The sequence below is a fragment of the Flavobacterium pectinovorum genome (assembly GCF_900142715.1).
Taxonomy (GTDB): Bacteria; Bacteroidota; Bacteroidia; order Flavobacteriales; family Flavobacteriaceae; genus Flavobacterium; species Flavobacterium pectinovorum.
The window spans coordinates 711,739-735,921 of record NZ_FRBX01000001.1; the positions used below are offsets into that span (position 1 = coordinate 711,739).

The window sequence follows — 24,183 nt, forward strand, 5'->3', positions numbered from 1 at the left end:
ATAGAAATTATTTTGATGTTAGAGAATTAATTATTGCAATATAATTTTCTTTTGCTTCATCAATCGAAATATGACTAATTTGCATCCATGCATTTGTTTTGAACGCATCGCGCAAATCAAAATTTTCAGATTGATTGTATACTGCGGTTCCAAAAGTTGCCTGTTTGTAATACGCATAAAGCCTTAGCTGCACATCTTGCGGCAGCGAGGCCTGAGTCATTTTTAAAGCAGTTTCTACAGCCTCTAAAAAGCGAGTATCTAAATCTTTTTGAGTCATTTATGCTTTTGTAGCGATAATAGTTTTTCCTCCAATTGCTTTTTGGTTCAACTCTACATTAATTTCTGTACCTAAAGGTAAAAATAAATCTACTCTAGAACCAAATTTAATAAATCCGGCATCAGTACCCTGAACAACCTGCATTCCTTCCTGAGCGTAGTTTACAATTCTACGCGCCAAAGCACCTGCAATTTGTCTGTATAATATTTGTCCAAAAGTTTCATTTTCAATTACAACCGTTGTTCTTTCATTTTCTTCGCTTGCTTTTGGATGCCATGCTACTAAAAATTTTCCCGGATGGTATTTGCTAAATTTAATAATACCGTCCATAGCATAACGCGTAACGTGCACATTTATAGGCGACATAAAGATAGAAACCTGTAAACGTTTGTCTTTAAAAAATTCACCTTCGTAAACTTCTTCAATTACCACAACTTTCCCGTCTACCGGAGCAAGAATGTGATCGCTGTTTCTGATTGCGATTCTTTTAGGATTTCTAAAAAATTGCAAAATGATAATCAAAACTACAACGCCGGCAATTTGTACCAGCATTCTTAGCCAGGTAATATCAATGAATTTGTCAGCAATTAAAAGCACAGCAACTGCAAAAACAGTACCTAATAAAATGGATGGGCCTCCCTCTTTATGAAACATAATATAAAATTTGGTAAAATAAATATATAACTGGTGCTACAAATATAACACTATCTAATCGATCTAAAACACCTCCGTGTCCCGGCATTATCGAACCGCTGTCTTTTACGCCAGCAATTCTCTTAAATTTTGATTCAATCAAATCTCCTATTGTCCCAAAAACACTAACAATGAGGGCAATTATCATCCAAATTAAAATAGATTTATTGCTAAACTCAGGAGTAGGCTGAATATAAAATTTAGAAATTAAAAAACCTGCAAAAGCTGCAAAGACAACTCCTCCAAAGAAACCTTCAATGGTTTTTTTAGGAGAAATACGTTCGAATAATTTATGTTTTCCAATAGACTTACCAACCAAATAAGCAAAAGTGTCATTGGTCCAGATTAAGATAAATAAGCCAATTATGATTTTTGGATTATAAGCTGCAATTCCAAAAGAAATTTTGACTATAAAAAGAAATGGTAACATTATGTACCCAATTAAGTAAATGTATTTTGATACTTTACTTATAATCTGAGTGTCATCAAACAGAAACACGATACATTTTATGGAAATAATTAATGTAATAATGAGTAGTACAGAGAATAATTTATCTGTATTAACGGTAAGAAGGGTGTTCTCTTTTAAAATTTTACTGATGTAACTTTCAGTTTCAGTTCTATAGAAACTGATTAAAGATACAATTGAATAAAAAAGCGAAACAAATAGTATAGCAAAGTACTTGTTGATTTTTACTAAATTACAAAATTCATAAGTTGCTATGACCAGAAATATACCAAAAAGAATGATAAAGCTCTCTGTAGAAAACAGAATTGAAGTTAAAAGTAAAGCGATATAAACAGCACCAGAAATGGTTCTCTTGAGTGTTTCATTCATCTTAAAGGTCCTCTAAAAGCAATAAATACAAATTCTTGGCAACACTTCCGTATTGTGTAAAATCTTCTTCTTTTGCTTTTTCGAAATATTTTATTGTGGTGATATTGGTAGGATAGTCTCTTTCGTATTTGCGTTTGATAGCACTTAGTCCGTCGCTTTTCATTGGCAGCATCTGGCTTGTTGTGGCTACAATAACAATGTTTGGAGGTAGTTCGTTTGGTTTATTTTGTTTGATTTGTTTTGATGAAAATAATATTGATCCTTCGTCAGCAATTAAATTTTCGCAGGTTGCAAATAAAAATTTTGGATTTGAAGGAGAAAGATATGACAATTTATTTTCTTCTAATAAGCTAAATAAGGCAGGTTCATAACATAAAACTTCTTTTTCAAACCAATCATTTTCTTCAAGGATATTTTCAAACTGTTCAGCTACTTCCTGTTTGTTTTCACAATACAAAAATTTACCGCCATTTTTCTTGAAATTAAAAATGAATCTTTCATCTATAGACAAATGACTATCCTGAACGGGAGAGCCTGCATATTCACTTTCGTTTTCTTCATCAGAAGCGGCGTCGCTGGAACCAAATATTTTTTTGAAAAAATTCATTTTTATATGAAATACTTTACATGTTAATTGAAAACGTTCAAAGATAAAAAAATCTTAATTCAAAAGGCTATTTTGAATTAAGATTTTAATAAATAATGTATATTTCCTGAATAATTTACGAAACTACTTCTTCTAAATTTTTGTCAAAAGTACGTTTTCCGAAAATCGTTTCTAAGTCATCTTTAAAGATAACTTCTTTTTCTATTAAGATGTCAGCCAATTGATTTAACTTGTCTTTGTTTTCCTGTAAAATTTGAATTGCTCTTTGGTATTGACCTTCAATTAATTCTGAAATTTCTTTGTCAATAACTTTCGCAGTTTCATCAGAATATGGTTTAGAAAAATTATATTCGCTTTGTCCGCTTGAATCATAATAAGTAACATTTCCGATTTTATCATTCAAACCATAAATTGTTACCATCGCACGAGCCTGACGCGTTACTTTTTCTAAATCGCTTAATGCTCCCGTAGAAATTCTGTCAAAAGTTACCTTTTCAGCAGCTCTTCCGCCCATAGTAGCACACATTTCGTCCAACATTTGATCTGTTCTCACGATTTGTCTTTCTTCCGGTAAGTACCATGCAGCTCCTAAACTTTGTCCACGAGGTACAATAGTTACTTTGATAAGTGGTGCAGCATGCTCTAACATCCAGCTTACAGTTGCATGACCAGCTTCGTGAATTGCGATTGCTCTTTTCTCTTCTGGAGTAATAATTTTGTTTTTCTTTTCAAGACCGCCAATGATTCTGTCAACAGCATCTAGGAAATCTTGTCTGTCTACAGCAGCTTTGTTGTTACGGGCAGCAATCAAGGCAGCTTCGTTACATACATTTGCAATATCAGCACCAGAGAATCCCGGAGTTTGTTTTGCTAAGAAATCAAGATCAAGACCTTCAACTTTTTTGATAGGAGCTAAGTGCACTTTAAAGATTTCAGCTCTTTCGCGAATGTCTGGCAAGTCAACAAAAATTTGTCTGTCAAAACGACCGGCACGCATTAAAGCTTTATCAAGAACATCAGCTCTGTTTGTCGCAGCCAAAACAATTACGTTTGAGTTTGTACCAAAACCATCCATTTCTGTTAATAACTGGTTCAAAGTATTTTCTCTTTCGTCATTTCCGCCTGACATATTGCTTTTTCCTCTTGCTCTACCAACAGCATCGATCTCGTCGATGAAAATAATAGCAGGAGATTTTTCTTTAGCTTGTTTAAACAAATCACGAACACGTGAAGCACCAACACCCACGAACATCTCAACAAAATCAGAACCTGATAATGAGAAGAATGGAACCTGAGCTTCACCGGCAACCGCTTTTGCAAGCAAAGTTTTACCAGTTCCCGGAGGTCCTACAAGTAAGGCCCCTTTCGGAATTTTACCTCCAAGATTTGTATATTTTTCAGGGTTTTTAAGGAATTCTACAATTTCTTGTATTTCCTCTTTTGCACCTTCTAAACCAGCTACATCTTTAAATGTAGTTTTGATATCAGTTTTTTCGTCAAACAACTTTGCTTTTGATTTTCCAATATTGAAAATTTGTCCGCCACCGCCACCGGCACCGCCTGACATTTTACGCATAATGAAAATCCATACACCAATAATGATGATGATAGGAAGTAAGCTGATTAAAATATCGCTCCAGTTATTTTTTTGAAGGAAGTTAAAATCTTTCAGTTTGCCTTCGCCAACTGCTTTTTCTAGTTTTGTTTGAAAAATTTGATCGTTACCAATTTCTAAAGTATAATGAGGGCCTTTATTTGGTCTGTCAAAAATATCTTTAGCTACTTTTTTATTGGCAGCATCTTTAAGAGCTGCAGCATTTAAGTATACTTCAGCTTCAGCTTTATTATAAACGATTACTTTTTCAATTTGTCCTTTTTCCAATAATACATTGAATTTAGAAGAGGTTAATTGAGCAGGTTCGCTTAAGTTAGATCCACCGGTTGCAAAACTTATAAATAAAAAAACTAGAAGTATTGCAGTATATATTAACCAGGGACTTATTTTAAATTTACTCGGATTTGGATTATTATCTTTAGCCATTAGAAGAAATTTTCTTTAGTATTTGTTTTCGATTGTAGTTATTTTGGCGTCACCCCAAAGGCTTTCGATATTGTAATATTCACGAATGTGTTTCTGGAAAACATGTACGACGATGTGCACATAATCCATAAGAACCCATTCCGCGTTATCGGTTCCTTCTACGTGCCACGGTTTATCTTTTAAGTCTTTTGATACTGTTTTTTGAATTGAATTTACAATGGCGTTAACCTGAGTGTTAGAGTTACCGTTGCAGATAACAAAATAGTCACAAACAGCCGTGTCTATCTCTCTTAAGTCAAGAATATCGATATCATTTCCCTTTACTTCTTCAATCCCTTTGATTATGTTCGCCAATAGAACATCATTATTAATAGTCTTTTTCGCCATGAATTATTTTATATGATTTTGTAAAGTTACCAATTTTTGTGATTAATTTTGAACCTTAACAAAATATTAAATTAAGTATAAATAAATTATTTTAATGAAAGTAATCAAACTCGATGCCATAGATTCTACAAACGATTTCTTAAAAGCTTTAGCAAGTCAGGACGAGCTTGATAATTTTACCGTCGTAACGGCTGAAAATCAGACAAAAGGCAAGGGGCAGATGGGGTCGAAATGGCAGTCTGAATCAGGTAAAAACTTAATTATGAGTGCCTTGGTAAAGGATTTTCTGTATAATAATGAACAGGTTTTTAATCTGAGTATTGTAGTTTCATTAGCCGTAATTGAAACTTTAAAATCTTTTGATATTCCTAATTTATGTATAAAATGGCCTAACGACATAATGTCATACAATAAAAAAATTGGTGGCATACTTATTGAAAATACCCTCAAAAGTGATGGCAGAATCGTGTCAGTAGTTGGATTAGGCTTAAATGTAAATCAAACCAACTTCACCGAATTGCCACATGCGTCTTCATTGGCAGTAATTACAGGTAACACATTTGATAAAGATATTCTTCCCGCTTTAATCATCGAGAAAATACAGGAGAAAATAGGATTATGGGAAACCAATTCAACCGATTTTTGGAAACAATATTTCAATACTTTATTTAAAAAAGGAATTCCAATGCCGTTTAAAAATGGAGCCGGGCAAAACTTCATGGGAATTATTCAGGGCGTTTCTTCCATCGGAAAAATTCAAATTTTATTAGAAGATGATTCTGTTTCAGAGTTTGATATAAAGGAAGTTCAAATGCTTTATTGAGGAAGTTTTGCCACGAAGGCGCTAAGACGCAAAGTTTTTTAAAGAATTTCGAAAAGAAGCCAAGAAATTAAACTTTGTGTCTTAGCGCCTTTGTAGCATAAAAAAAAGCCCAATCTTTTAAGATCAGGCTTTCTAAAAATTTATAATTTACAATTCACAATTATAATTTGGTCATATTGTTTGCCAAAGTTTCAATGAATTTGCTAATTGGTCCTTTAATCATCATGGCCATCATTGGGTTAAATTCTCCCTCAAATTGCAGTTGAACAGCGCTTGAAGCATCAGAAACACTTTCGATGTTCGAAACTAAAGTAAAAGGAAGCTTATCGCTTGCAGCACCCAAAACAATTTTGTTTGGCGCTACTTTTTCCTTCATTTTTAGTTTTATTTCCGGCATACCTTTCAGTCCAAAAATAAAAGCGTCTTCCCCAATTACTTCAAATTTAGCGATATTATCCGGCATTAATTTTTCAAAATTCTTTACATCAGTCAATAAATCAAATAAATCCTGAGCTGATTTCTGAACAGTAACCTTTGGACTTTCTAAGTTCATATTTTATTTTTTTATTTTTTGTTAAATCAAAAGTAAATCTACAATCTAAAATTATTTAACCGCAAAGAGCGCAAGGTTTTTTGATTTTGATTGTAAATCTTTATGTACAAAAGTTCGCAAAGCTGGATTTAATAAATTCCAATTTTTATCCCGAAGTCTCGGGACCAAAATCCAAAATCTTGCATCTAAAATCTTGCATCTTGCATCAATCTAAAAACAATCTAAAATTATTACTCCTCCTGCAACCACGTCGAAGGGCTTTCGCTCCATTCTTGTAAAGTCGACTGTTGGTCTTCGGTAATATATTGTTTTTGAACGGCTAAGTCTAATAAGTTTTCGTAATTGCTTAACGTAAACAAATCGATATTTGCATTTTTGAAGTTCTCTTCGGCAACGCCAAAACCGTATGTAAAAATTGCCGCCATACCTTTAATGTTAGCACCTTCGTTGCGTAAAGCTTCTACAGCCATTAAACTGCTGTTTCCGGTACTAATTAAATCTTCTACGACAACCACGTTCTGACCTTTTTGCAAAAATCCTTCAACCTGATTTTGTCTTCCGTGTTTTTTCGCTTCCGGGCGCACATATACGAACGGCAATCCAAGGCTTTCAGCAACAAGTATTCCAATTCCAATCGCTCCGGTGGCAACCCCGGCAATTACATCTGGTTTCCCAAATTGTTTCTCAATATTCTTCGCAAACTCGTCGCGAACGTAATTTCTTATAGCCGGAAATGAAAGAATTAACCTATTATCACAATAAATAGGAGATTTCCATCCAGAAGCCCATGTAAAAGGATTTTCTGGATTCAATTTAATTGCATTTATTTGCAAAAGTAATTCGGCTGTTTTTTCGGCAGTATCTTTATTAAAAATCATAGTACAAATGTATAAAGTTTTTGTGAACGACAAACCACTTTTTTTGACAAATGAAATCTCAAAAGAGACCGATTTTCAATTGTTCTTATTGGAGAGTATTGATATTGAGCATCTTATAGTGAAAATGTTTCAAAATAAAATTCAAAAGGCTTATTTGTATTATCCTGACGAAAAGGAAATCATGAAGACCTTAAAGGCTAAAATTCCCGTAAATAAAGCCGGCGGGGGATTAGTTTATAACAAAAAAGGAGAAGTTTTATTCATTTTCAGAAACGGAAAATGGGATTTACCAAAGGGCGGAATCGAAAAAGGCGAAGAAATTGAAGACACCGCCATGCGTGAAGTAGAAGAAGAAACTGGCGTAGGCAAACTCACAATCACAAATAAACTCGAAAAAACCTATCATGTTTTCAAACGCAACGGAAAATACAAACTCAAAATCACACATTGGTTCGAAATGCAATCTGATTTTGAAGGAACTCCGGTCGGTCAGGAAAACGAAGGCATCGAAAAAGTAGCCTGGCTAAACCCGGAACAAATCAAAGATGCCCTTAAAAACTCCTACGAAAATATTAAATTGCTTTTTGAAGAAGAGAATCAATTGCAGTAATAAATTCCAAAATTTTTAAATTCCAAATTCCAATATAGACCGTAATTAAGTTTCAGATTTGGAATTTGGAATTTAAAAATTGAGATTTAAAATAATTTGGGCATGCCACCAATTAAAAAAAGGCCTAATCAACTTTGCGTTCATTAGGCCTTTTCTTAATTGCTGTCGGGCTATCCGCGCTACTTCGGTAGCTTGCTTCTATCCCTCATGCGAGCTACACTTTGAGAGTGGTTTTGTTTCAAGTTTCAGGTTTCAGGTTTTCCGCTAGCGCCAGATTGGGGGCTCGCGTTAGCTGGTGAGATTTTTAGTTGTTTTTAATTATCCCAACTACAGGCAGATATTTCCCAGTTATCACCATTTCTCATAAAAATGGCTTCATATCCCAATCCTGCAAGATAATCTGAAGTTATTGAAAATTTGATTATCACAATTTCATAGTTTCTTAGAAATATGGGAGAAGAAAATTGAGCAATTGAGCCTCCATATTTTTTTTGAAATTCATTCCAACCATTTGCGTTGTCTTTAAAAATTTCATCAATTTTTTTGCTTTCAATAATTTTACAATTAGGAAAGAAATCTTCTGTCCAATATTTGATTTTTGGGTTTTTAATACATTCACGGACATATTCTTTTTCATTGCAGTATAGCATCGGTGAATCGTAAGTTGAAGTACAATTATTAACTTCGACAATTGTTGCAGTTTTATCAATATTTATATTACTTTCTTGTAGAAAATTTCTAAAAATATAGCTAATCACCAATTTCGTCTCATTTTTATATTTGTCATCAAATAGATTTTCCTGACAATAAACAAAATTTGTGAGATTTAATATTAAAAATAAAAGCAACTTTTTTTTCATTTTTAGTTTTCTTTTGATTCCTCGTGCTAGTAAACGAAATCTATTACATGATTATACCTTATTTAAATCACTAATATTGATCCAGCCTTTTGTTGTTTTTTTTCCGAAATAAGTACAAAATACTTTGTCGGTTTCTATTTTCTCAATACAAACAACATCTCCTTTTACTAAATATATTTTTGTTTTATTAGTGTTTGACTGATCTTTATAAAAGAAAGATTTTGGTTTATCAATATATCGAATTTGTGTCCAATTTGTTTTTTTATCTAAACCAAATTCTTCAGGTTTATCGGCAAAATGCTGCACATTCCAGCAACCTCCATGTTCTTCGGGAAGTTTGATTTTTATGGTTTTATTGTTTATTATTTCAATGGTACCAGAAATAACATCATCTTTCTTGTTTTCTGGATAATACGTTTTAATCGAGAATTTCTTTCCCGTAACTTTTCCTTCAATATAAAAAATACAGGAAAACTTAGGGTTTTGGGTTTGTTCATCCAAACCCGTATAACTTTCAAAATAACCAGTCAGAATATTCGAAGATGCATCATACGAAAGTTTCATTCCTGAATCATATTCGCCTGAAATTAATTTTTGTGCAGATGATAAATTTGAAAACAGTAATAATAAAAGAGTTAGAAAGATATTTTTCATATTTAATGTAATTTTTATTGACTTAGATTTTGCAGTTTTTATTTTTCAAATGATAATTATCTAATCTTTGTCAAAGTTTAAAACTTTGACAAAGATCTTCACGCACAGCTTTGCGATCTTAACCTCTACACAAAGCATTTCAAGCTAAAACAAAAAACCTTAGCGAACTTTGCGGTAAAAAATTAAAGCAATCGATAAACAGGATATTGCAAATGAGATTTCTCATAATAAACTGAATGCTTATAAATCCAGTCTAATTGTGCTTCGGAGTTTTTAGCAAATTCGCGGTCGTTTTGTTTTTTGGTTTCTAATTCGGCTTTTAATTGCGGATTATCTTTTAATAATTTGGCTGCCGTATCTTCAAAAATATATTCAGAATAATGTTCTTTTTGTTGTAAAATTGGGTCGAAGAAATTCCAATTAAAGAAAGAATCAACACCTTCTGGTTCAAAAGCTTCTACCAAATATTTCACACCTTTTTGCTTTGTTGAAACCAGATAATCGCCTTTAGCAAAAGCCATTTTTACTGTTTTAGAAGTAACCTTTGTATTTCTATGAATATAATGTCCTTCGTAAGCATTTGTAGCTGTTTTAAAATCAGCAATTCTATAACTTTCAACCTCTATAATCGTATCGTTTTTAAGTTGTTTAAACGAGATATTATTGTTCTTCAAAAGGTCAATAATATTCCAATAACCTCTCGGAATGATATAAGCAGAAGGTATAACAACATCTTTAATCGATTTGAATTCTTTGATATACGGAACATCTTTTTTATACGGTTTGTTTCGGTCGTAATACAAACGATTTCCGGTTGTGGCATCGCTTTTTTTGTAACCCGCTTCATACCCTAAAAACGAAAAAGTCGTTGCTTTTGTGCTGTCCAGTTCCCATTGTAAGGTATATGATTTTTTTGGCTGATATTGTTCGAGATTTTTCACTCGAAGCTCTTTTATCTTCTGATAATTGGCATCGGTAAAATCCATTGTAGATTTCATGTATTCGTACGTCATTTTTACACGTTCGGCATATTTTTTTAGCATATGCGTTTCCACCACAAAACCAATTGTATTAAACAGCGAAGTATAACCCGTTGTATAACGCGGACTATCAACAAACTGACCGAAACCTTTGTCTGGTGTATCTTTGAAAGAATCTACATAAGGAGTTGTTTCGATTTTCTTTTGCTGTAAATCTTTTACCAAAGCCGGCATCATTTCGTTATTCATAAAATCTCCCAAAATGGTTCCTAACTTATTATGCTGTGTCATAATATAGGTAAGTTTGTATTGATAATCAGAGCCGTTGCTTACGTGATTATCGATAAAAACATCAGCATTTATTTTCTGGAAAATTTCTACAAAACTCTTTGTATTTCGGGTATCAGATTTCATTAAATCTCGATTCAAATCATAGTTTCTGGCATTTCCTCTAAAACCATAAATTTCCGGTCCGTCCTGATTGGCTCTTGTAGTTGAATTTCTGTTTAAAGCGCCGCCAATATTATAAACCGGGATACAAACTAAAACTGTGTTCTTTGGAGCTTTTACCTTTCCGGTTGCTAAATCTCTATAAAATTGCATTGTAGCGTCAATTCCGTCAGGTTCTCCGGCGTGAATTCCGTTATTGATAAAAAGAACCGCTTTGTTTTTCTGGATTTTTTCAAAATCAAATTCTTTTTCAGGATTATAAACCACCATATGCAAAGGCTCACCAGAATCTGTTAATCCCATTTCTTTCATTTCAATCGTTGGGAAATCATTGGCTAAAAGTTTGAAATAGGCTATAGTTTCGGGATAAGAAGCGGATTGATTTCCGTTTCCTTTCTCAAAAAAAGTATCGTATTTTTTATTGTTTTGAGCGGAAATAATTATTGTGAAAAGTGAAATGATAATGGTAAAAAGTTTCATGGTTTTGGTTTTAATAGAAAAGTCAAATATAAAGTTTTATTTGTTTCAGGTTGAAGTAGGAGTAGAGCAACTTTGGCATTTTTACCGCAAAGGACGCAAAGTTTTTTTTACTATAAAGGCTTTTATAAAAGGTAAAGTTCGCAAAGCTTTGTAAATATAGCTTTGTGAACTTCGCCTTCGCCAAGATTGTATACGCCCAACTTTGTGAACTTTGCGAAAAACTTTTGCAAACTCTGCGGTAAAATTTGTTTCAGGTTTAAAGTTTGACATGCTGTGCGTTTTTTTACCGCAGAGTTCGCTAATTTTTTTATAATAGATTGTGTTGACAAACACAGAGATCGCAAAGTTTTGTAAATATAACTTTGCGAACTTTGCCTTCGCTAAGATTGCATACGTACAGCTTTGTGAACTTTGCGAAAAACCTTTTTAAACTCTGCGGTAAAAAAACGCACAGTATATCAAACCTGAAACAAACAAAAACCTGAAACAACTTTTTTTAACTACTTTTGCAAAATGAATAAAAATCACCATTCCAATAATATACTTTCGAATTTAGGCATTGAAAGCCTGAACGAAATGCAAGAAGTTGCTCAGGACGCAATTTTGAACGATAATAATGTTTTACTGCTTTCTCCAACAGGATCGGGAAAAACATTGGCTTTTTTGCTTCCGGTTTTAGAATTATTGCAACCCGAAATTCTTTCGGTTCAGTGTTTAATTTTAGTGCCTTCACGCGAATTAGGTTTGCAAATCGAGCAGGTTTGGAAAAAAATGGGAACGCAATACAAAGTAAATATCTGCTACGGCGGACATTCAATTGATACAGAAATCAAAAATTTAAGCAATCCACCTGCGGTTTTAATTGGAACTCCAGGCAGAATTGCAGATCATATTGACAGAGATACTTTTAGAACAGATAAAATTCAGACTTTAATTCTGGACGAATTTGACAAATCATTGCAATTGGGTTTTCATGAACAAATGTCTTATATCATTGGTAAATTAACCAAACTGAACAAACGTGTTTTGGTTTCGGCAACTTCAGATATTGAGATTCCGAGATATACGAGAGTTATAAATCCAACGGTTTTAGATTTTATTCCTGAGGAAGAAGAAAAAGCAAATCTTTCGATGAAAATGGTGGTTTCGCCAGCAAAAGATAAATTAGTAAGTTTGTTCAATTTACTTTGTTCGCTGAAATCAGAATCGGCTATTATATTTTGCAATCATCGCGACGCCGCAGAACGTATTAGTGATACCTTAAACGAAAAAGGAATTTATTCTACTTATTATCACGGCGGAATGGATCAGGACGAACGTGAACGTGCTTTGATTCAGTTTAGAAATGGAAGTATGAGTTACTTAATCACAACAGATTTAGCGGCACGTGGACTGGATATTCCGGAAATGAAACACGTAATTCATTATCATTTACCTTTAAAAGAAGATGAATTTACACATCGTAACGGTCGTACAGCACGTATGCAGGCTTCTGGAACGGCATATATCATCATCCACGAAAGTGAAAAACAATTAGATTATATTGATTACGGAATGGATGTTTTGAATGTAGAAAATGCAACTACTTTACCAAAACCTCCAGAATACCAAACCATTTATATTAGTGGCGGAAAGAAAACAAAACTGAATAAAATTGATATTGTTGGTTTCTTTTCTCAAAAAGGAAAACTGGAAAAAGGCGATTTGGGTTTGATCGAAGTTAAAGATTTTATTTCGTTTGCAGCTGTAAAATACAATAAAGTAAAAGACTTGCTTAAAAACGTAAAAGACGAGAAAATGAAAGGCAAAAAGTTCAAAATTGAAGTTGCCCGCAAAGTCGTGAAGAAAGAAGAAGAGCGTTAAAATTTTAAAAACAATTAGATTTTTAATTAAATGTACACACTTTACAGTTAAAATTTTGTGTATAATTTATTGATAATTAAAAAGTTGCAATATTTTTGCCTTAAGTTGAAATAAATTTAAACAAAAATCACAATTTAATGTTAATAAAAGAGTGTTTTTAGAAGTAATTTTTCATAATTTCGGCGTTTATTATAGTAGTACAAATTAACCCCAAATTCCGTTATGAAAAAGATTATTACCCTTGCCACTTTGTTCTTTAGTGTTGTTTCGTTTGCACAGATTAAGGTTCTTGAGACTGTTCCTGTTGAAAAATTAGGAAAAGTAAATAACAACTATATTCAAAAAATTGGAGATGAATATACTGTTTATTACACAAGTATTCAAAACGATGACGATTCTTCACCAATGAGAAAGTTTTCATTTAAAAATGTAAACAATGATTACAATAGCCTTTATAGTATTATCATGGGAGGCTTTACTGCAAGCCCTTTGTATGATATTAAATTAGAATTACCTAATAACTATATCTGGTTGCACTACACAGGAAGTGTTCTTCCTGAGAAAGCTACAGTTCAGTTTATGGTTTCAAGCAAAGAAGCTACTTCTGCAACAAGCAGTGTTTCTGAGCCATTCGTAAAAGATCAAATCAATAAATTATTCCAAAAATAATTTACTTCAAGTATAAAACTAAAAAAGGCTATTCAGATTTTGAATAGCCTTTTTTGTTTAGTTTCAGGTTTCAGGTTTTTTAGTTTCAGGTTCTAAACCTTAGAATCTTAGAAACAAAAAACTTTGTTCCTTTGCAACTCTGAGCCTTTGAACCTCAAAAAAAAACTATATCTTCTTCACGTATTGTGTGATAATTACAATTTGCTGACCGTCTACTTTTCCTTCAATGTATTCAGCGTTTTCGTGATCCAGACGAATGTTACGTACAGCAGTTCCTTGTTTGGCCACCATACTTGATCCTTTTACTTTAAGATCTTTGATTAAAACTACAGAATCTCCATGTTCTAAAATTACGCCATTGCTGTCGCGGTGAACCAGTTTGTTTTCATCATCTTCGCCTTCTCCGGTTGCTTGTGCCCATGCAAGAGTATCTTCATCCAAATACATCATGTCCAATAATTCCTGTGGCCATCCTGCAGCGCGCATACGGCTTAACATTCTCCAGGCAACAACCTGTACAGCAACGTTTTCATTCCACATGCTGTCGTTAAGACATCTCCAGTGATTTAAATCTACATTATCAGGATTTTCAATTTGGTCAATACAAGTAGTACACGCAAGGATACTTTCATCAAGACCGCCTTTTTGAGTTGGTAATACCTGATATACTTTTAGGTTTTCTTCTGCTCCACAAAGTTCACATTTAGATCCGCTGCGTTTGTTTAATTCTCTTTCGATGCTCATTATTTCTGTTTGTTTAAAAATGCGAAATTACTTATAATTGCTTTCGCTTGCAAGTTTATGTTTGAAGTGATTATTTTATTAAAAATACATAGCCGGTGTATTTCTGAATTTGACTTATTTAATTGTAGGCTTTGTTGAAAATAGGAGTTAACATATTTGGCATATTTAAAGATTTCTCTAAATCAATTAAACCATTTAAAAAACCTTTTCCTAATTTATTAGAATTATTTTTAAGGTCTTCATTTATTCTTTTACCTGTATTATGAAAACAATTTACTTTTTTGCAATAATGAAAATCTGGATGATGTAACTGACCGTAATCAATTAATTTTATAATATAGGTTTCGTTGTTTTGAATTGACACCATTACATTATCTAAATGAGGATCGCCATGAGCAAATTTAGAAGCATGCCATTTTTTTAGTTCTAAACCAAATTGTTCAATTACTATGTTTACTTTATTAAAGTCTTTTGAATGGTTTGTTTTGATAAATTCAGACAACGTACTTCCTTCAATATATTCTAATATTATAAGCCATTTATTTTTGTGTTTTATGCGCTCAATATGTTTTAATAAAAAATGATATTGTGAATTTTTTTCTTGAATTTCATTAAACACTTTAGAGCTTCCGTCTCTTCTGCGGCCATAGTGATTATATTTACTATAGCCTATAAAAGAAACAGGAGATTTGCTGTAAAAATGTTTTAAAATATATTTTTTGCCTTTTTCATCCTCACAAATGTAAATATTAGCGTTAGGTCTATTTCCTTGGTCTTCTAAAAGTTTTTTGGTTACTTTATACTTTATTTTACCTAAAATGTTTTCTCCTATCATTTGTTATTTTATTAAAACTAATGCCAAAAAAAGTTATCCTAATATTTTATAATTATATATTATTTCTTCACTCTAACTGCATCCGGAACCAGCATTTCGTATTCACCGCCATTTCGTAATACATCACGAACAATGCTTGAGCTTATAAATGAAGTACTTGCAGCGGTTAATAAAAAGACAGTTTCTATTTTAGAAAGTTTTCTGTTGGTGTGTGCAATGGCTTTTTCGAATTCGAAATCGGCTGGATTGCGTAAACCTCTTAATATGAAATTTGCTTTTAGTTTTTTGGCTAAATCTATCGTTAAACCTTCATAAGTAATAACAGATATTTTTGGTTCATTTTTGAAAGTTTCTTCTATAAAACGTTTTCTTTCTTCAAGTGAAAACATGTATTTTTTTTCGGCATTGACACCAATTGCGATTACGATTTCATCAAAAAGTGAAATTCCTCTTTTGATAATATCTTCGTGACCGAGTGTAATGGGATCAAATGATCCTGGAAATATGGCTTTTCTCATTTTTTTTAAGGTTCAAAGTTGTAAAGGCTCAAAGATGATTAAATAAAATTAAAATGTTTTGAAGCTTTGTTGTTGGAATTTGGAATTTGAATTTTGGAATTTATTCTAAGTTATTCTGAGTGTTTTTATCGCAGGAACCCATTCCTCTTTTTTGCAGACTTTGCATGCGGAAGTTCCGGGTTTTTGTTCTTCGGTATGGCCACAAAAAGTGCAGGCATGAATACCATCGGTTGCAATAATTTTGCTTTTTTTATTGAATGCAGCTGGCAAAATTGGCAAGCCAAATTGTACATCTTTATCTTCATAAAAAAATACACTTACTTCTCCGCTGGTTTCTATAAAAGCATGTTTTACCTGGCCTAAATGTTCGATGGATCGTATACGAAGTTCTGAGAAAAATTCATCCTGTGCCAAAGTTTCTTTTTTGAAACTCGATATAGAAAATTTTCCGTCCTGGATTAAACATTCGGTTTTTCCTTCTATAAATTCTTCAAATTTTTTACTTTTTCCTGTCAGCCAGGTTACGGCGCGGTATAAAATAATGATTGTCAAGAAAACAATTGCTGCGGGTACAATTCCGACATCTTCATAAAACATTGGGTCGCCGGCTGCCGATCCAAGTGCGATAATAATTACAGTTTCGAAAATTGATAATTGTTTTACACCTCTTTTACCTGCCAATTTTAGCGTAAGCAGTAAAATAGTAAACATTACAGTTGAACGAAATATTACTTCCAGAATAAAAATTTCGGGAAGCTCGTTAAAAAATAATCTATTCCATTCAAAGATTTCTTTCATTTCTTTTAGTTGCTAAGGTTCTTAGATTCTAAGTTACTAAGTTTTTTTATTATATTAAAAAAGGTTCTGAAGTCTTAGAACCTCAGAACCTTACTATCTTAACATCTTTTAAGCAAGTGCTAACTCAATTGCATTGGTGAATAAATCTTCAAGAGAAATTCCGGCTGCTTTGGCTTGTTGCGGAATCAAACTTTCGGTTGTTAAACCCGGAATTGTGTTCATTTCAAGCATATGTGGTTCGTTGTCTACAATAATGAATTCGCTTCTTGAGAAACCTTTCATCTTTAAAACTTCGTAAGCACGTTTGGCAGTTTCACCCACTTTTTGTGTTAGTTCGTCTGAAATTCTTGCTGGAGTGATTTCTTGTGATTTTCCTTCATATTTTGCTTCGTAATCAAAGAAATCATTGTCTGAAACGATTTCTGTGATTGGTAAAACTTTAATTTCTCCTTTGTAATTGATTACGCCTACGGAAACTTCTGTTCCGTCAAGGAAACTTTCTATGATGATTTCGTTGTCTTCTTTATAAGCCACTTCAATAGCGATTGGCAATTCGGCAGCAGTTTTTACTTTTGATATTCCGAAACTTGAACCGGCTTTATTTGGTTTTACAAAACATGGCAAACCTACTTTTTTAACGATTTCGTCAGTATTGATAACGTCACCTTTATTTAGGTAATAAGAAATTGCCGTTTTGATTCCGTATGGTTTTAAAACCGATAATAAATCACGTTTGTTGAATGTAAGCGCCGATTGGTAATAGTCGCATGATGATTGCGGAATCCCTAATAATTCAAAATACGCCTGCATTAATCCGTCTTCGCCTGGAGTTCCGTGAATGGCATTGAAAACACAGTCAAAAGTGATTTTTTTTCCGTCTACGGTAACAGAGAAATCATTTCTGTCGATTGGAAATTCAGCGTCGTTTTGGTCTACATAAACCCATTTTTCTTTAAAAATATGAATGCGGAATCCGTTGTATTTTGTTTTGTCAAGATATTGGTGTACTACGTTTCCTGAGATAAGTGAGATTTTATATTCGCTTGAATATCCGCCCATTATAATGGCTATGTTTTTCATTTTTATATTTTTGTTTAAAGTTTTATTTTGTTTCAGGTTTCAGGTTTTTTTGCCACGAATTTCTCAATGTCTTATAAAAAGAACGTCTTATGAAACCTAAAGCCCTAGCCCTGATGGGAGCGGCATCCTTTTTCTGGCTTCTTTAGCCAGGAAAAGATACAGCGGACAGCAGGAAACAGCTCCTAACTCTTCGACTCCGCTCAGAGTGACATATGAAATTCCAATTTTTTTAATATTGGTAATATAGTATTACTAGTATTATTAATATTACTTAAAACAAAATTATCATTTTTTTTGAAACGAAATAGCTTTATCTTTGCGACAACTAAAAATAAATTTATGAGTTTACGTAAGTATTTAACTAGCCGTGTGTTTTTTTTACAAGTATTGGGTGCGGCTGCAATTATTGCCGTTTTAGGCTATTTGTTTATGCATTGGCTGACTTTTACAACTGATCACGGACATGAAATTACGGTTCCGAATTTGTCTAAATTGACGGAGGAGCAAGTAGAATCAAAATTAGATGAATTAGACCTTGATTATGTGCTTTTGGATAGTGTTGATTACCGAAGCGGATTTCCTAAATACAGTGTTGTTGAGCAAGATCCGTTGCCGGGAACGAAAGTAAAAGTAGGTCGAAAAATATATATTAAAATCAATGCTTCCGGTTTTTCTTCTGTTAGAATTCCGGATTTAATCGAAAAAACGTATCGTGAAGCGGTTCCTACTTTGAAAGCTTTAGGGCTTGAAGAGGGAACGATTACCTATATTCCAAACTTAGGGAAAGATATGGTTTTGGAGATGCGTTATAAAGGAAGAAACTTAAAAGTTGGAGATCGTGTATTGAAAGCTTCTAAAATTGATTTGGTTTTAGGAGATGGAAAAGCGACTTATGTAGATGAAAGTCAGGCGACAGATAGTACAGCTGTGCCTGCAGAAACCCCACAAGATGAACAATAATATTGAAAATTTAGATCTGGAAGACGAATTATTCGAACATTTTAGATTTGAGGTACCTAAAGGTCAGGCGCTTTTGCGTATTGACAAATATTTAATGAATTTGATTCAGAATGCGACCCGAAATAAAATTCAGAATGCCGCAACTGAAGGAAACATTTTTGTAAATGATATTCCGGTAAAATCAAATTATAAGGTTAAACCTTTTGATGTCGTGACAGTTATGTTATCGCATCCGCCGTTTGAAAACCATATTCTGCCGGAAGATCTTCCGTTGAATATTGTGTATGAAGACGACGCACTTTTACTGATTAATAAAGAACCGGGAATGGTTGTGCATCCAGGTCACGGAAATTATACGGGAACTTTGGTTAATGCTTTGGCACATCATTTTGATAATTTGCCAATGAACAGCAGTGAACGCCCAGGATTGGTTCATAGAATTGATAAGGACACATCTGGACTTTTGGTTGTTGCCAAAACGGAAGCCGCAATGACGCATTTAGCAAAACAGTTTGAAGCTAAAACGTCTGAACGTGAATATATTGCCCTTGTTTGGGGAAATGTTGCCGAAGAAGAAGGAACGATTGAAGGAAATCTTGCCAGACATTTGAAAGATCGCATGCAAATGGCGGTTTTTGCTGATCCTGAAATAGGAAAACCTGCAATTACACATTATAAAGTTTTGGAACGTTTCGGTTATGTAACGTTGATTTCTTGTAAGTTAGAAACGGGAAGAACGCACCAAATTCGTGCACATATGAAACATATTGGGCATCCGTTATTTAATGACGAGCGTTACGGTGGTCATTTGATTTTGAAAGGAACTACGTTTACAAAATACAAACAGTTTATCGAGAATTGTTTTAAAGCGTTGCCACGTCAGGCCTTGCATGCTAAAACACTTGGTTTTGTGCATCCAAATACAGGTGAAATGATGCGTTTTGATACTGAATTACCTCAGGATTTTCAGGATTGTATTGAGAAATGGCGCAACTACGGAAAGACGCATAACATTGAAGACGAAGAGAATTAATTAGATAATTTGTCAATTAGGCAATTAGATAATTTTATATAACACAAATTCTACTAATTTACACAGATTAATTTTCGTGTAAATTAGTGGAATTTGTGTTTTTATTTAGTTCAAAATGTTATTTATTGAATGGCTTTAATCGTTAAATCAATTATTTTGGCTTCTCCGTTTGTTATAAATCCCAGCTTTCCTTTTTGGCTCAAATTGCTTTTTTCGAGAGAGCATTCTAATATAGTTTCGTTATCAACGGAATAGAATAATTGATTATTTATTGCTCTTATTTTTACAGCGTACCATTTGTTGTTTTCTAATTTTAATGATTTTTTGAATAAAGTTGGTCCGCCTCGTTTATTATATTCATCGCTTCCTTTTTTGTAAGTACCTTTTCCGATTACGATATTTTGCTCAATTTGATAAAGATAAGTTCTGATGTAGTTTTCTTTATCGATGTTTAGCATGACTTCAAATAAAGATTCTTTTGTCATGTTTACTTTAAAATTGATTTCATAGTTTTCCGGAAGTTGTTTTTTAGATTCTATAACGCCCCAATGCATTGGTCCTCCGGATCCTGTTAAAGTATCGCTTGCAAGAATCCATTCTTTGGAATTAAAATTCCATTCTGATTTAAGTTTTGAGGTGTTTGTTATTTTATATTGTTTTTCTGTGGTTGAAATTGTGCTTGCGCATGAAGAAATTAATAATGTTATTGTTATTAATAAGAGGTGTTTGAAATTCATTTATGTGTTTTTAATTCAATTCTGAATGGTATTTTATTTTTCCGATTGATCCTGTCGGAGTAGGAATAAGTTCAAAAACAGAAGTAGGAGCGAGGCCTTGTTCTATACGATGTGAAACGTATAAAATACTCACGTTTGTTTCTTGTTTTATAGTGTTGATAAGCTGAATTACTAAATCTACATTTTCATCGTCCAGACCTTCTACAGGTTCGTCGAGAATTAATAATGGCGGATGTTTTAAAACGGCACGAACAATTAACGCAACTCTTTGCTGCCCGATGGAAAGATCGATGAAACGTTTTTTTCTTAAATGTGTCATTTCAATTACTTCAAGCCATTGCGAAACAATTTGTTTTTGATGTGTGGTTGGTTCAATGTAGAGCCCGATAGAATCGAAAAATCCGGAGAGAATCATTTCTTCTAAAGTGTGACTTTTTTGAAACAAATCTGTCATTGAAGTGGCGAAGATTCCGATTTGCTTTTTGATATCCCAAACGCTTTCACCGCTTCCTTTTTTTCTTCCAAATAAAAATAAATCCTGGCCAAAACCTTTTGGATTATCGCCTGTTATTAAAGATAAAATCGTGCTTTTTCCGGAACCATTCGGGCCGATTAATTGCCAAAATTCGCCTTGTTTTATGGTCCAGGAAATGTTGTCGACGATTTTTCGTTCGTCATAACTTACAGAAACATTTTCTAATTTTATTAATACACTTTCGTGGAAGGAATGCGTTTCTATGGCTTTTGGAATTGCAGCCGTATTTAAGGTTTTAAAGTGGCTTTCGGTTTTTGAAATGGGATGCAGTTCAAATGTATTGTCTTTAATCTGGGCTTTATTCGGAACAAAATTTAATACGTCTGTAACACGATTTACAATTTGAATAATAGCAATAATATTGGATAAATCTTTTAACGATTCTGCCAAAATTACTCGCGAAGCCTGATCTAAATGATCAAAAGGATTGTCGAAAATAATGAAATCAGGTTTTTGATTGATACAGTATTTTAAAAACTCTTTCTTACGCTCTCCAGAAGAAAAAGTGCGTAATTGCCTGTGTGATTCCGGAGAAGCTTCAACAGAATCGTATTGGTATTCTTTTTCGATGAATTTTTCAATCGCAATATCAGAAAACAAAATTCCTTTTTGATTGTTAAAAACGGCTAATTCTCCTTTTACTTCGCCTGAAAGTATTGTTTCTATAAAGGCTTTTTTATTTACCAGATTTGATAAAAGTATATCCCAATGCTGCATTTTAAATATTTATTTATGTCGACATAGATAATTATATTTTTGCCACAGATTTCACAGATTAGAATGATTAATCTTTTAATTTGTGGCAAATAAATTTTAAAGATTATCTACGCTTTAAATGTTTTTTAGTTTATTTTGTTTCTTGTGTAAACATGTCGCGATCGTTTCTCGACCATTCGCTCCATGATCCCACATAAAGTTTTGGAATTTCAATTCCCGCATAATCCATTGCTAATAAAGTATGGCAGGCAGTAACACCTGAACCACAATGTACGATTACATTTTCTGGTTTTATATCGCCTAAAATTTCAGTATATTTTTCAGCTAAAACTTCAGGTGATTTGTAAAAACCATCTTCGTTTAAATTTTCACTAAACGGAACATTAATTGCGCCCGGAATATGTCCGGCGATTAAATCTAATGGTTCTGTTAAGCCATCAAAACGATTTTTATCTCTTACGTCAATTACGATATTTTGACTATTATTTCGGGCTTTTTCGACGTCTTCAATATCGGCAACTGCCAAATTCCATTTTGTGATGGGATATTTTTCAGTTGGTTCAAAATTTTCAATTTTAGAACTTGTCTCAAAACCAATTTTTATTGCAGCCTGTAAACCGCCATTCAAAACCTGAACTTTTTTATGTCCGATTGATTTTAGCATCCACCAAAATCTGGCTGCGGCATTCGATCCGTTTTTGTCATCATAAATAATAATGTGACTTTGAGGTGAAATTCCGAGTTTTGAAAGTATTTCTGCAAATTTTTCTACTGATGGCAAAGGATGTCTTCCGCCATTTGCCGGGTTTTTTTCTACAGCAGCCAAATCTTTATTCAAATCGATATAGCGAGCACTTTTTAAATGTTCGTTTCTATAATTTTCTTCGGCATTTGCACCGGCTCGTGCATCAATTAAAACAATTTCAGATGAATCTTTTAAATTTAAAAGTTCTTCGGGATTTATAATGGGAGAAAGTTTCATTTGGTATGGGTTTGTTTTCTGGTATTGCTCAAATAAAAATTACCGTTGTTTATTAATCAGGGATTTTTTCGATCAATATTTCATATTCAGCCTTATCAAAATAAGTACAGGTCATGGCGATAATATCCACTCTCCATTTTGCGATTCCGCATTGTGCTGCGTGATTACAAAAAGTAAGATAATCTGTTTGACCGTTCTGGTGCATTACCAAAAATTCGATAAAACGTTCTTTATTAGCAACAGCTTCAACTTTAATTTCAGGATATTTTTCGTCAGCACTAACATTGTAATTGTTAACGCCGTAATATTCAACATGACCGTCATTTACGAAAGTGTCGTAGCCTAAAACACCCAGAATAATTAAGTCTTGTATATAGTTTGGAAAATCGGCTCCGCTTTTTACTTTGGCATGCGCTTCTTTTATTTGTTCGATTGTAAACATGATATTTTAGTTTTTAGATTAGTAAGTCGAGTTTTTCTGCCACGACCCGAGCGATAGCGAACAGGCGAAGCAATTCACGAATTTTATTCATAAATTAATTAAAAATAATTCGTGAATTCGTGGCGAAAAAAAATAAAATTATTGTTTCAAAAATACAATTAATGGTTTTATAAATTGATCGAAAGATTCAATATGTGGTAAATGGCCTGTATTTGGAACTTCTATTAATTTTGAATTCGGGATTGTCTTTTGTGTTTTTTTACCTAATTCGGCATAATTTCCCATTGTTTTTCTAACTTCTTCAGATACAAATTGTTTTCCGATTGCAGTTTTATCTCGTGTTCCGATGATTAATAAAGTAGGACTTTTGATGTTTTTGAATTCGTAAACAACTGGCTGTGTAAAAATCATATCGTACATCAATGCCGAATTCCAGGCCACCCGGTCGTAATTTGGTGCCGATGTCCAGCCCGCGCTAAGTTCTGCCCATTTCTGGAAATCTGCATTCCATTTTCCGTCATAATAATTCGCCATTTGGTATTTTTTGATGGCTTCGTAATTTTGTTTTAATTCGTTTTCGTACCACGAATCTATGGTTTGATAGGGAACAACAAGTTTCCAGTCTTCTAAACCAATTGGGTTTTCCAATACTAATTTTTCAGCTGTTTCAGGATACATCAAGGTAAATCTTGTGGCTAACATTCCGCCCATTGAATGCCCTAGAATAGTTGTTTTTTCAATTCCCAAATGATCTAATAATTTCTTGGTGTTTTGGGCAAATTGCTGAAAACTATACTGATAAGTTTCTGGTTTTGTCGATTTTCCAAAACCAATCTGATCTGGAACAATAACACGAAAACCTTCTTTTGTCAGAGCTTTTATCGTTGTTTCCCAATAAGCTCCGTTGAAATTTTTTCCGTGTAGTAAAACGATATTTTTGTTGTTGTAATTATCGGGTTTGATATCCATATACGCCATTTTTAAAAGCTGGCGCTGATTGCTCAATTCTAAAAACTGAACAGGAAAAGGATATTCATAATTGGTTAAATTAATGTCAAGTGCTTTTATATTTTCTTTCTGCGAAAAACAAAGAAAGGGAAGGAGGAGAATTATAAATTTCAGATTTTTCATTTCAGTTT

27 protein-coding genes are annotated in these 24,183 nt (G+C 33.2%); 6 read left to right on the forward strand and 21 right to left on the reverse strand.

The genetic code is table 11. From position 1 onward, the window contains the following. Nucleotides 1–7 precede the first annotated feature (7 nt). From BUE22_RS02895 to rsfS, 6 genes are all read right to left on the reverse strand, one after another. A complete protein-coding gene (locus tag BUE22_RS02895; RefSeq protein WP_042564262.1) occupies nucleotides 8–277 on the reverse strand; it encodes an acyl-CoA-binding protein in 270 nt (89 codons plus the stop codon). Then, on the reverse strand, nucleotides 278–931 hold the full coding sequence (locus BUE22_RS02900; protein ID WP_042564263.1) for a phosphatidylserine decarboxylase family protein: 654 nt from the start codon (nucleotides 929–931) through the stop codon (nucleotides 278–280). Further along, nucleotides 921–1,808, reverse strand: coding sequence for a phosphatidate cytidylyltransferase (locus BUE22_RS02905; protein ID WP_073393648.1), 888 nt, complete (start codon nucleotides 1,806–1,808; stop codon nucleotides 921–923). Before BUE22_RS02905 ends, BUE22_RS02900 begins: the two co-directional genes overlap by 11 nt. A gap of 1 nt (nucleotide 1,809) precedes the next feature. Then, on the reverse strand, nucleotides 1,810–2,415 hold the full coding sequence (locus BUE22_RS02910; RefSeq protein ID WP_042564265.1) for a lactate utilization protein B/C: 606 nt from the start codon (nucleotides 2,413–2,415) through the stop codon (nucleotides 1,810–1,812). Nucleotides 2,416–2,530: 115 nt separating this feature from the next. Further along, nucleotides 2,531–4,456 carry an ATP-dependent zinc metalloprotease FtsH gene (ftsH, locus tag BUE22_RS02915; protein WP_073393649.1) on the reverse strand — a complete coding sequence of 642 codons (1,926 nt, stop codon included), beginning with the start codon at nucleotides 4,454–4,456 and terminating at the stop codon, nucleotides 2,531–2,533. 15 nt (nucleotides 4,457–4,471) lie between these two features. Next, a complete protein-coding gene (rsfS, locus tag BUE22_RS02920) occupies nucleotides 4,472–4,843 on the reverse strand; it encodes a ribosome silencing factor (protein WP_042564267.1) in 372 nt (123 codons plus the stop codon). Between the two features lie 94 nt (nucleotides 4,844–4,937). Here rsfS and BUE22_RS02925 point away from each other — a divergent pair, with 94 nt between their 5' ends. Next, nucleotides 4,938–5,666, forward strand: coding sequence for a biotin--[acetyl-CoA-carboxylase] ligase (locus BUE22_RS02925; RefSeq protein ID WP_073393650.1), 729 nt, complete (start codon nucleotides 4,938–4,940; stop codon nucleotides 5,664–5,666). 160 nt (nucleotides 5,667–5,826) lie between these two features. Here BUE22_RS02925 and BUE22_RS02930 read toward each other — a convergent pair whose 3' ends face one another. After that, the gene (locus tag BUE22_RS02930) at nucleotides 5,827–6,219 is read right to left on the reverse strand and encodes an SRPBCC family protein (protein WP_042564269.1); all 393 of its coding nucleotides are present in this window, start codon (nucleotides 6,217–6,219) and stop codon (nucleotides 5,827–5,829) included. 230 nt (nucleotides 6,220–6,449) lie between these two features. Next, nucleotides 6,450–7,097, reverse strand: a complete 648-nt coding sequence (gene pyrE, locus BUE22_RS02935; RefSeq protein WP_073393651.1) for an orotate phosphoribosyltransferase — start codon at nucleotides 7,095–7,097, stop codon at nucleotides 6,450–6,452. A gap of 7 nt (nucleotides 7,098–7,104) precedes the next feature. Here pyrE and BUE22_RS02940 point away from each other — a divergent pair, with 7 nt between their 5' ends. Then, nucleotides 7,105–7,707 (forward strand): NUDIX hydrolase, encoded by a 603-nt coding sequence (locus BUE22_RS02940; protein WP_073393652.1) that lies wholly within the window; start codon nucleotides 7,105–7,107, stop codon nucleotides 7,705–7,707. A 314-nt stretch (nucleotides 7,708–8,021) separates the two neighbouring features. Here the strand turns inward: BUE22_RS02940 and BUE22_RS02945 are convergent, their stop codons facing one another. The 3 genes from BUE22_RS02945 to BUE22_RS02955 form a co-directional block, all read right to left on the reverse strand. Next, the gene (locus tag BUE22_RS02945) at nucleotides 8,022–8,567 is read right to left on the reverse strand and encodes a hypothetical protein (RefSeq protein WP_073393653.1); all 546 of its coding nucleotides are present in this window, start codon (nucleotides 8,565–8,567) and stop codon (nucleotides 8,022–8,024) included. Nucleotides 8,568–8,618: 51 nt separating this feature from the next. After that, entirely contained in the window at nucleotides 8,619–9,221 is a 603-nt protein-coding gene (locus BUE22_RS02950) for a hypothetical protein (RefSeq protein WP_084540195.1), read from the reverse strand. 182 nt (nucleotides 9,222–9,403) lie between these two features. Then, nucleotides 9,404–11,131 carry a M14 family metallopeptidase gene (locus tag BUE22_RS02955; protein ID WP_073393654.1) on the reverse strand — a complete coding sequence of 576 codons (1,728 nt, stop codon included), beginning with the start codon at nucleotides 11,129–11,131 and terminating at the stop codon, nucleotides 9,404–9,406. A gap of 513 nt (nucleotides 11,132–11,644) precedes the next feature. On the opposite strand from BUE22_RS02955, the gene BUE22_RS02960 reads away from it, so the two are divergent. Further along, entirely contained in the window at nucleotides 11,645–12,994 is a 1,350-nt protein-coding gene (locus BUE22_RS02960) for a DEAD/DEAH box helicase (RefSeq protein WP_073393655.1), read from the forward strand. A gap of 222 nt (nucleotides 12,995–13,216) precedes the next feature. Then, complete coding sequence (locus tag BUE22_RS02965) at nucleotides 13,217–13,663, forward strand: hypothetical protein (RefSeq protein WP_042564278.1); 447 nt, start codon at nucleotides 13,217–13,219, stop codon at nucleotides 13,661–13,663. 165 nt (nucleotides 13,664–13,828) lie between these two features. Here BUE22_RS02965 and BUE22_RS02970 read toward each other — a convergent pair whose 3' ends face one another. The 5 genes from BUE22_RS02970 to BUE22_RS02990 all read right to left on the reverse strand — a co-directional run bounded on the left by BUE22_RS02970 (nucleotide 13,829) and on the right by BUE22_RS02990 (nucleotide 17,638). Continuing rightward, entirely contained in the window at nucleotides 13,829–14,407 is a 579-nt protein-coding gene (locus BUE22_RS02970) for a PhnA domain-containing protein (RefSeq protein WP_042564279.1), read from the reverse strand. Nucleotides 14,408–14,525: 118 nt separating this feature from the next. After that, nucleotides 14,526–15,242 (reverse strand): protein kinase domain-containing protein, encoded by a 717-nt coding sequence (locus BUE22_RS02975; RefSeq protein WP_073393656.1) that lies wholly within the window; start codon nucleotides 15,240–15,242, stop codon nucleotides 14,526–14,528. 59 nt (nucleotides 15,243–15,301) lie between these two features. Further along, on the reverse strand, nucleotides 15,302–15,760 hold the full coding sequence (gene coaD / locus BUE22_RS02980) for a pantetheine-phosphate adenylyltransferase (RefSeq protein ID WP_073393657.1): 459 nt from the start codon (nucleotides 15,758–15,760) through the stop codon (nucleotides 15,302–15,304). A 105-nt stretch (nucleotides 15,761–15,865) separates the two neighbouring features. Continuing rightward, nucleotides 15,866–16,558, reverse strand: a complete 693-nt coding sequence (locus BUE22_RS02985; RefSeq protein WP_073393658.1) for a DUF421 domain-containing protein — start codon at nucleotides 16,556–16,558, stop codon at nucleotides 15,866–15,868. A gap of 108 nt (nucleotides 16,559–16,666) precedes the next feature. After that, nucleotides 16,667–17,638, reverse strand: a complete 972-nt coding sequence (locus BUE22_RS02990) for a D-alanine--D-alanine ligase (RefSeq protein ID WP_073393659.1) — start codon at nucleotides 17,636–17,638, stop codon at nucleotides 16,667–16,669. A 339-nt stretch (nucleotides 17,639–17,977) separates the two neighbouring features. On the opposite strand from BUE22_RS02990, the gene BUE22_RS02995 reads away from it, so the two are divergent. Together BUE22_RS02995 and BUE22_RS03000 are read left to right on the forward strand one after the other, a co-directional pair. Further along, entirely contained in the window at nucleotides 17,978–18,598 is a 621-nt protein-coding gene (locus BUE22_RS02995) for a PASTA domain-containing protein (protein ID WP_042564283.1), read from the forward strand. Further along, a complete protein-coding gene (locus BUE22_RS03000; RefSeq protein ID WP_073393660.1) occupies nucleotides 18,588–19,631 on the forward strand; it encodes an RluA family pseudouridine synthase in 1,044 nt (347 codons plus the stop codon). The genes BUE22_RS02995 and BUE22_RS03000 overlap by 11 nt, the downstream gene beginning before the upstream one ends. A gap of 122 nt (nucleotides 19,632–19,753) precedes the next feature. Here BUE22_RS03000 and BUE22_RS03005 read toward each other — a convergent pair whose 3' ends face one another. The 5 genes from BUE22_RS03005 to BUE22_RS03025 all read right to left on the reverse strand — a co-directional run bounded on the left by BUE22_RS03005 (nucleotide 19,754) and on the right by BUE22_RS03025 (nucleotide 24,175). After that, on the reverse strand, nucleotides 19,754–20,368 hold the full coding sequence (locus BUE22_RS03005) for a hypothetical protein (protein ID WP_073393661.1): 615 nt from the start codon (nucleotides 20,366–20,368) through the stop codon (nucleotides 19,754–19,756). A 10-nt stretch (nucleotides 20,369–20,378) separates the two neighbouring features. Beyond that, complete coding sequence (locus BUE22_RS03010) at nucleotides 20,379–21,620, reverse strand: ATP-binding cassette domain-containing protein (protein ID WP_073393662.1); 1,242 nt, start codon at nucleotides 21,618–21,620, stop codon at nucleotides 20,379–20,381. Nucleotides 21,621–21,750: 130 nt separating this feature from the next. Next, nucleotides 21,751–22,602 carry a sulfurtransferase gene (locus BUE22_RS03015; RefSeq protein WP_073393663.1) on the reverse strand — a complete coding sequence of 284 codons (852 nt, stop codon included), beginning with the start codon at nucleotides 22,600–22,602 and terminating at the stop codon, nucleotides 21,751–21,753. A gap of 52 nt (nucleotides 22,603–22,654) precedes the next feature. After that, complete coding sequence (locus tag BUE22_RS03020) at nucleotides 22,655–23,044, reverse strand: DUF1398 domain-containing protein (protein WP_042564287.1); 390 nt, start codon at nucleotides 23,042–23,044, stop codon at nucleotides 22,655–22,657. A gap of 138 nt (nucleotides 23,045–23,182) precedes the next feature. After that, nucleotides 23,183–24,175 (reverse strand): alpha/beta fold hydrolase, encoded by a 993-nt coding sequence (locus BUE22_RS03025; protein WP_089075933.1) that lies wholly within the window; start codon nucleotides 24,173–24,175, stop codon nucleotides 23,183–23,185. Nucleotides 24,176–24,183: the final 8 nt, after the last annotated feature.

Excerpts from the sequence above, each read along its gene's own strand:
- BUE22_RS03005 (WP_073393661.1), bottom strand. The coding sequence starts at position 20,368 with ATGAATTTCAAACACCTCTTATTAATAACAATAACATTATTAATTTCT.
- BUE22_RS02910 (WP_042564265.1), bottom strand. The coding sequence starts at position 2,415 with ATGAATTTTTTCAAAAAAATATTTGGTTCCAGCGACGCCGCTTCTGAT.
- BUE22_RS02965 (WP_042564278.1), top strand. The coding sequence starts at position 13,217 with ATGAAAAAGATTATTACCCTTGCCACTTTGTTCTTTAGTGTTGTTTCG.
- BUE22_RS02985 (WP_073393658.1), bottom strand. The coding sequence starts at position 16,558 with ATGAAAGAAATCTTTGAATGGAATAGATTATTTTTTAACGAGCTTCCC.
- BUE22_RS02975 (WP_073393656.1), bottom strand. The coding sequence starts at position 15,242 with ATGATAGGAGAAAACATTTTAGGTAAAATAAAGTATAAAGTAACCAAA.
- BUE22_RS03000 (WP_073393660.1), top strand. The coding sequence starts at position 18,588 with ATGAACAATAATATTGAAAATTTAGATCTGGAAGACGAATTATTCGAA.
- BUE22_RS02900 (WP_042564263.1), bottom strand. The coding sequence starts at position 931 with ATGTTTCATAAAGAGGGAGGCCCATCCATTTTATTAGGTACTGTTTTT.
- BUE22_RS02945 (WP_073393653.1), bottom strand. The coding sequence starts at position 8,567 with ATGAAAAAAAAGTTGCTTTTATTTTTAATATTAAATCTCACAAATTTT.
- BUE22_RS02995 (WP_042564283.1), top strand. The coding sequence starts at position 17,978 with ATGAGTTTACGTAAGTATTTAACTAGCCGTGTGTTTTTTTTACAAGTA.
- rsfS (WP_042564267.1), bottom strand. The coding sequence starts at position 4,843 with ATGGCGAAAAAGACTATTAATAATGATGTTCTATTGGCGAACATAATC.
- BUE22_RS02895 (WP_042564262.1), bottom strand. The coding sequence starts at position 277 with ATGACTCAAAAAGATTTAGATACTCGCTTTTTAGAGGCTGTAGAAACT.
- ftsH (WP_073393649.1), bottom strand. The coding sequence starts at position 4,456 with ATGGCTAAAGATAATAATCCAAATCCGAGTAAATTTAAAATAAGTCCC.
- BUE22_RS02955 (WP_073393654.1), bottom strand. The coding sequence starts at position 11,131 with ATGAAACTTTTTACCATTATCATTTCACTTTTCACAATAATTATTTCC.
- BUE22_RS02950 (WP_084540195.1), bottom strand. The coding sequence starts at position 9,221 with ATGAAAAATATCTTTCTAACTCTTTTATTATTACTGTTTTCAAATTTA.
- BUE22_RS02925 (WP_073393650.1), top strand. The coding sequence starts at position 4,938 with ATGAAAGTAATCAAACTCGATGCCATAGATTCTACAAACGATTTCTTA.
- BUE22_RS03015 (WP_073393663.1), bottom strand. The coding sequence starts at position 22,602 with ATGAAACTTTCTCCCATTATAAATCCCGAAGAACTTTTAAATTTAAAA.
- BUE22_RS02960 (WP_073393655.1), top strand. The coding sequence starts at position 11,645 with ATGAATAAAAATCACCATTCCAATAATATACTTTCGAATTTAGGCATT.
- BUE22_RS02990 (WP_073393659.1), bottom strand. The coding sequence starts at position 17,638 with ATGAAAAACATAGCCATTATAATGGGCGGATATTCAAGCGAATATAAA.
- BUE22_RS02905 (WP_073393648.1), bottom strand. The coding sequence starts at position 1,808 with ATGAATGAAACACTCAAGAGAACCATTTCTGGTGCTGTTTATATCGCT.
- BUE22_RS02970 (WP_042564279.1), bottom strand. The coding sequence starts at position 14,407 with ATGAGCATCGAAAGAGAATTAAACAAACGCAGCGGATCTAAATGTGAA.
- BUE22_RS02940 (WP_073393652.1), top strand. The coding sequence starts at position 7,105 with ATGTATAAAGTTTTTGTGAACGACAAACCACTTTTTTTGACAAATGAA.
- BUE22_RS03010 (WP_073393662.1), bottom strand. The coding sequence starts at position 21,620 with ATGCAGCATTGGGATATACTTTTATCAAATCTGGTAAATAAAAAAGCC.
- pyrE (WP_073393651.1), bottom strand. The coding sequence starts at position 7,097 with ATGATTTTTAATAAAGATACTGCCGAAAAAACAGCCGAATTACTTTTG.
- BUE22_RS03020 (WP_042564287.1), bottom strand. The coding sequence starts at position 23,044 with ATGTTTACAATCGAACAAATAAAAGAAGCGCATGCCAAAGTAAAAAGC.
- coaD (WP_073393657.1), bottom strand. The coding sequence starts at position 15,760 with ATGAGAAAAGCCATATTTCCAGGATCATTTGATCCCATTACACTCGGT.
- BUE22_RS02930 (WP_042564269.1), bottom strand. The coding sequence starts at position 6,219 with ATGAACTTAGAAAGTCCAAAGGTTACTGTTCAGAAATCAGCTCAGGAT.
- BUE22_RS03025 (WP_089075933.1), bottom strand. The coding sequence starts at position 24,175 with ATGAAAAATCTGAAATTTATAATTCTCCTCCTTCCCTTTCTTTGTTTT.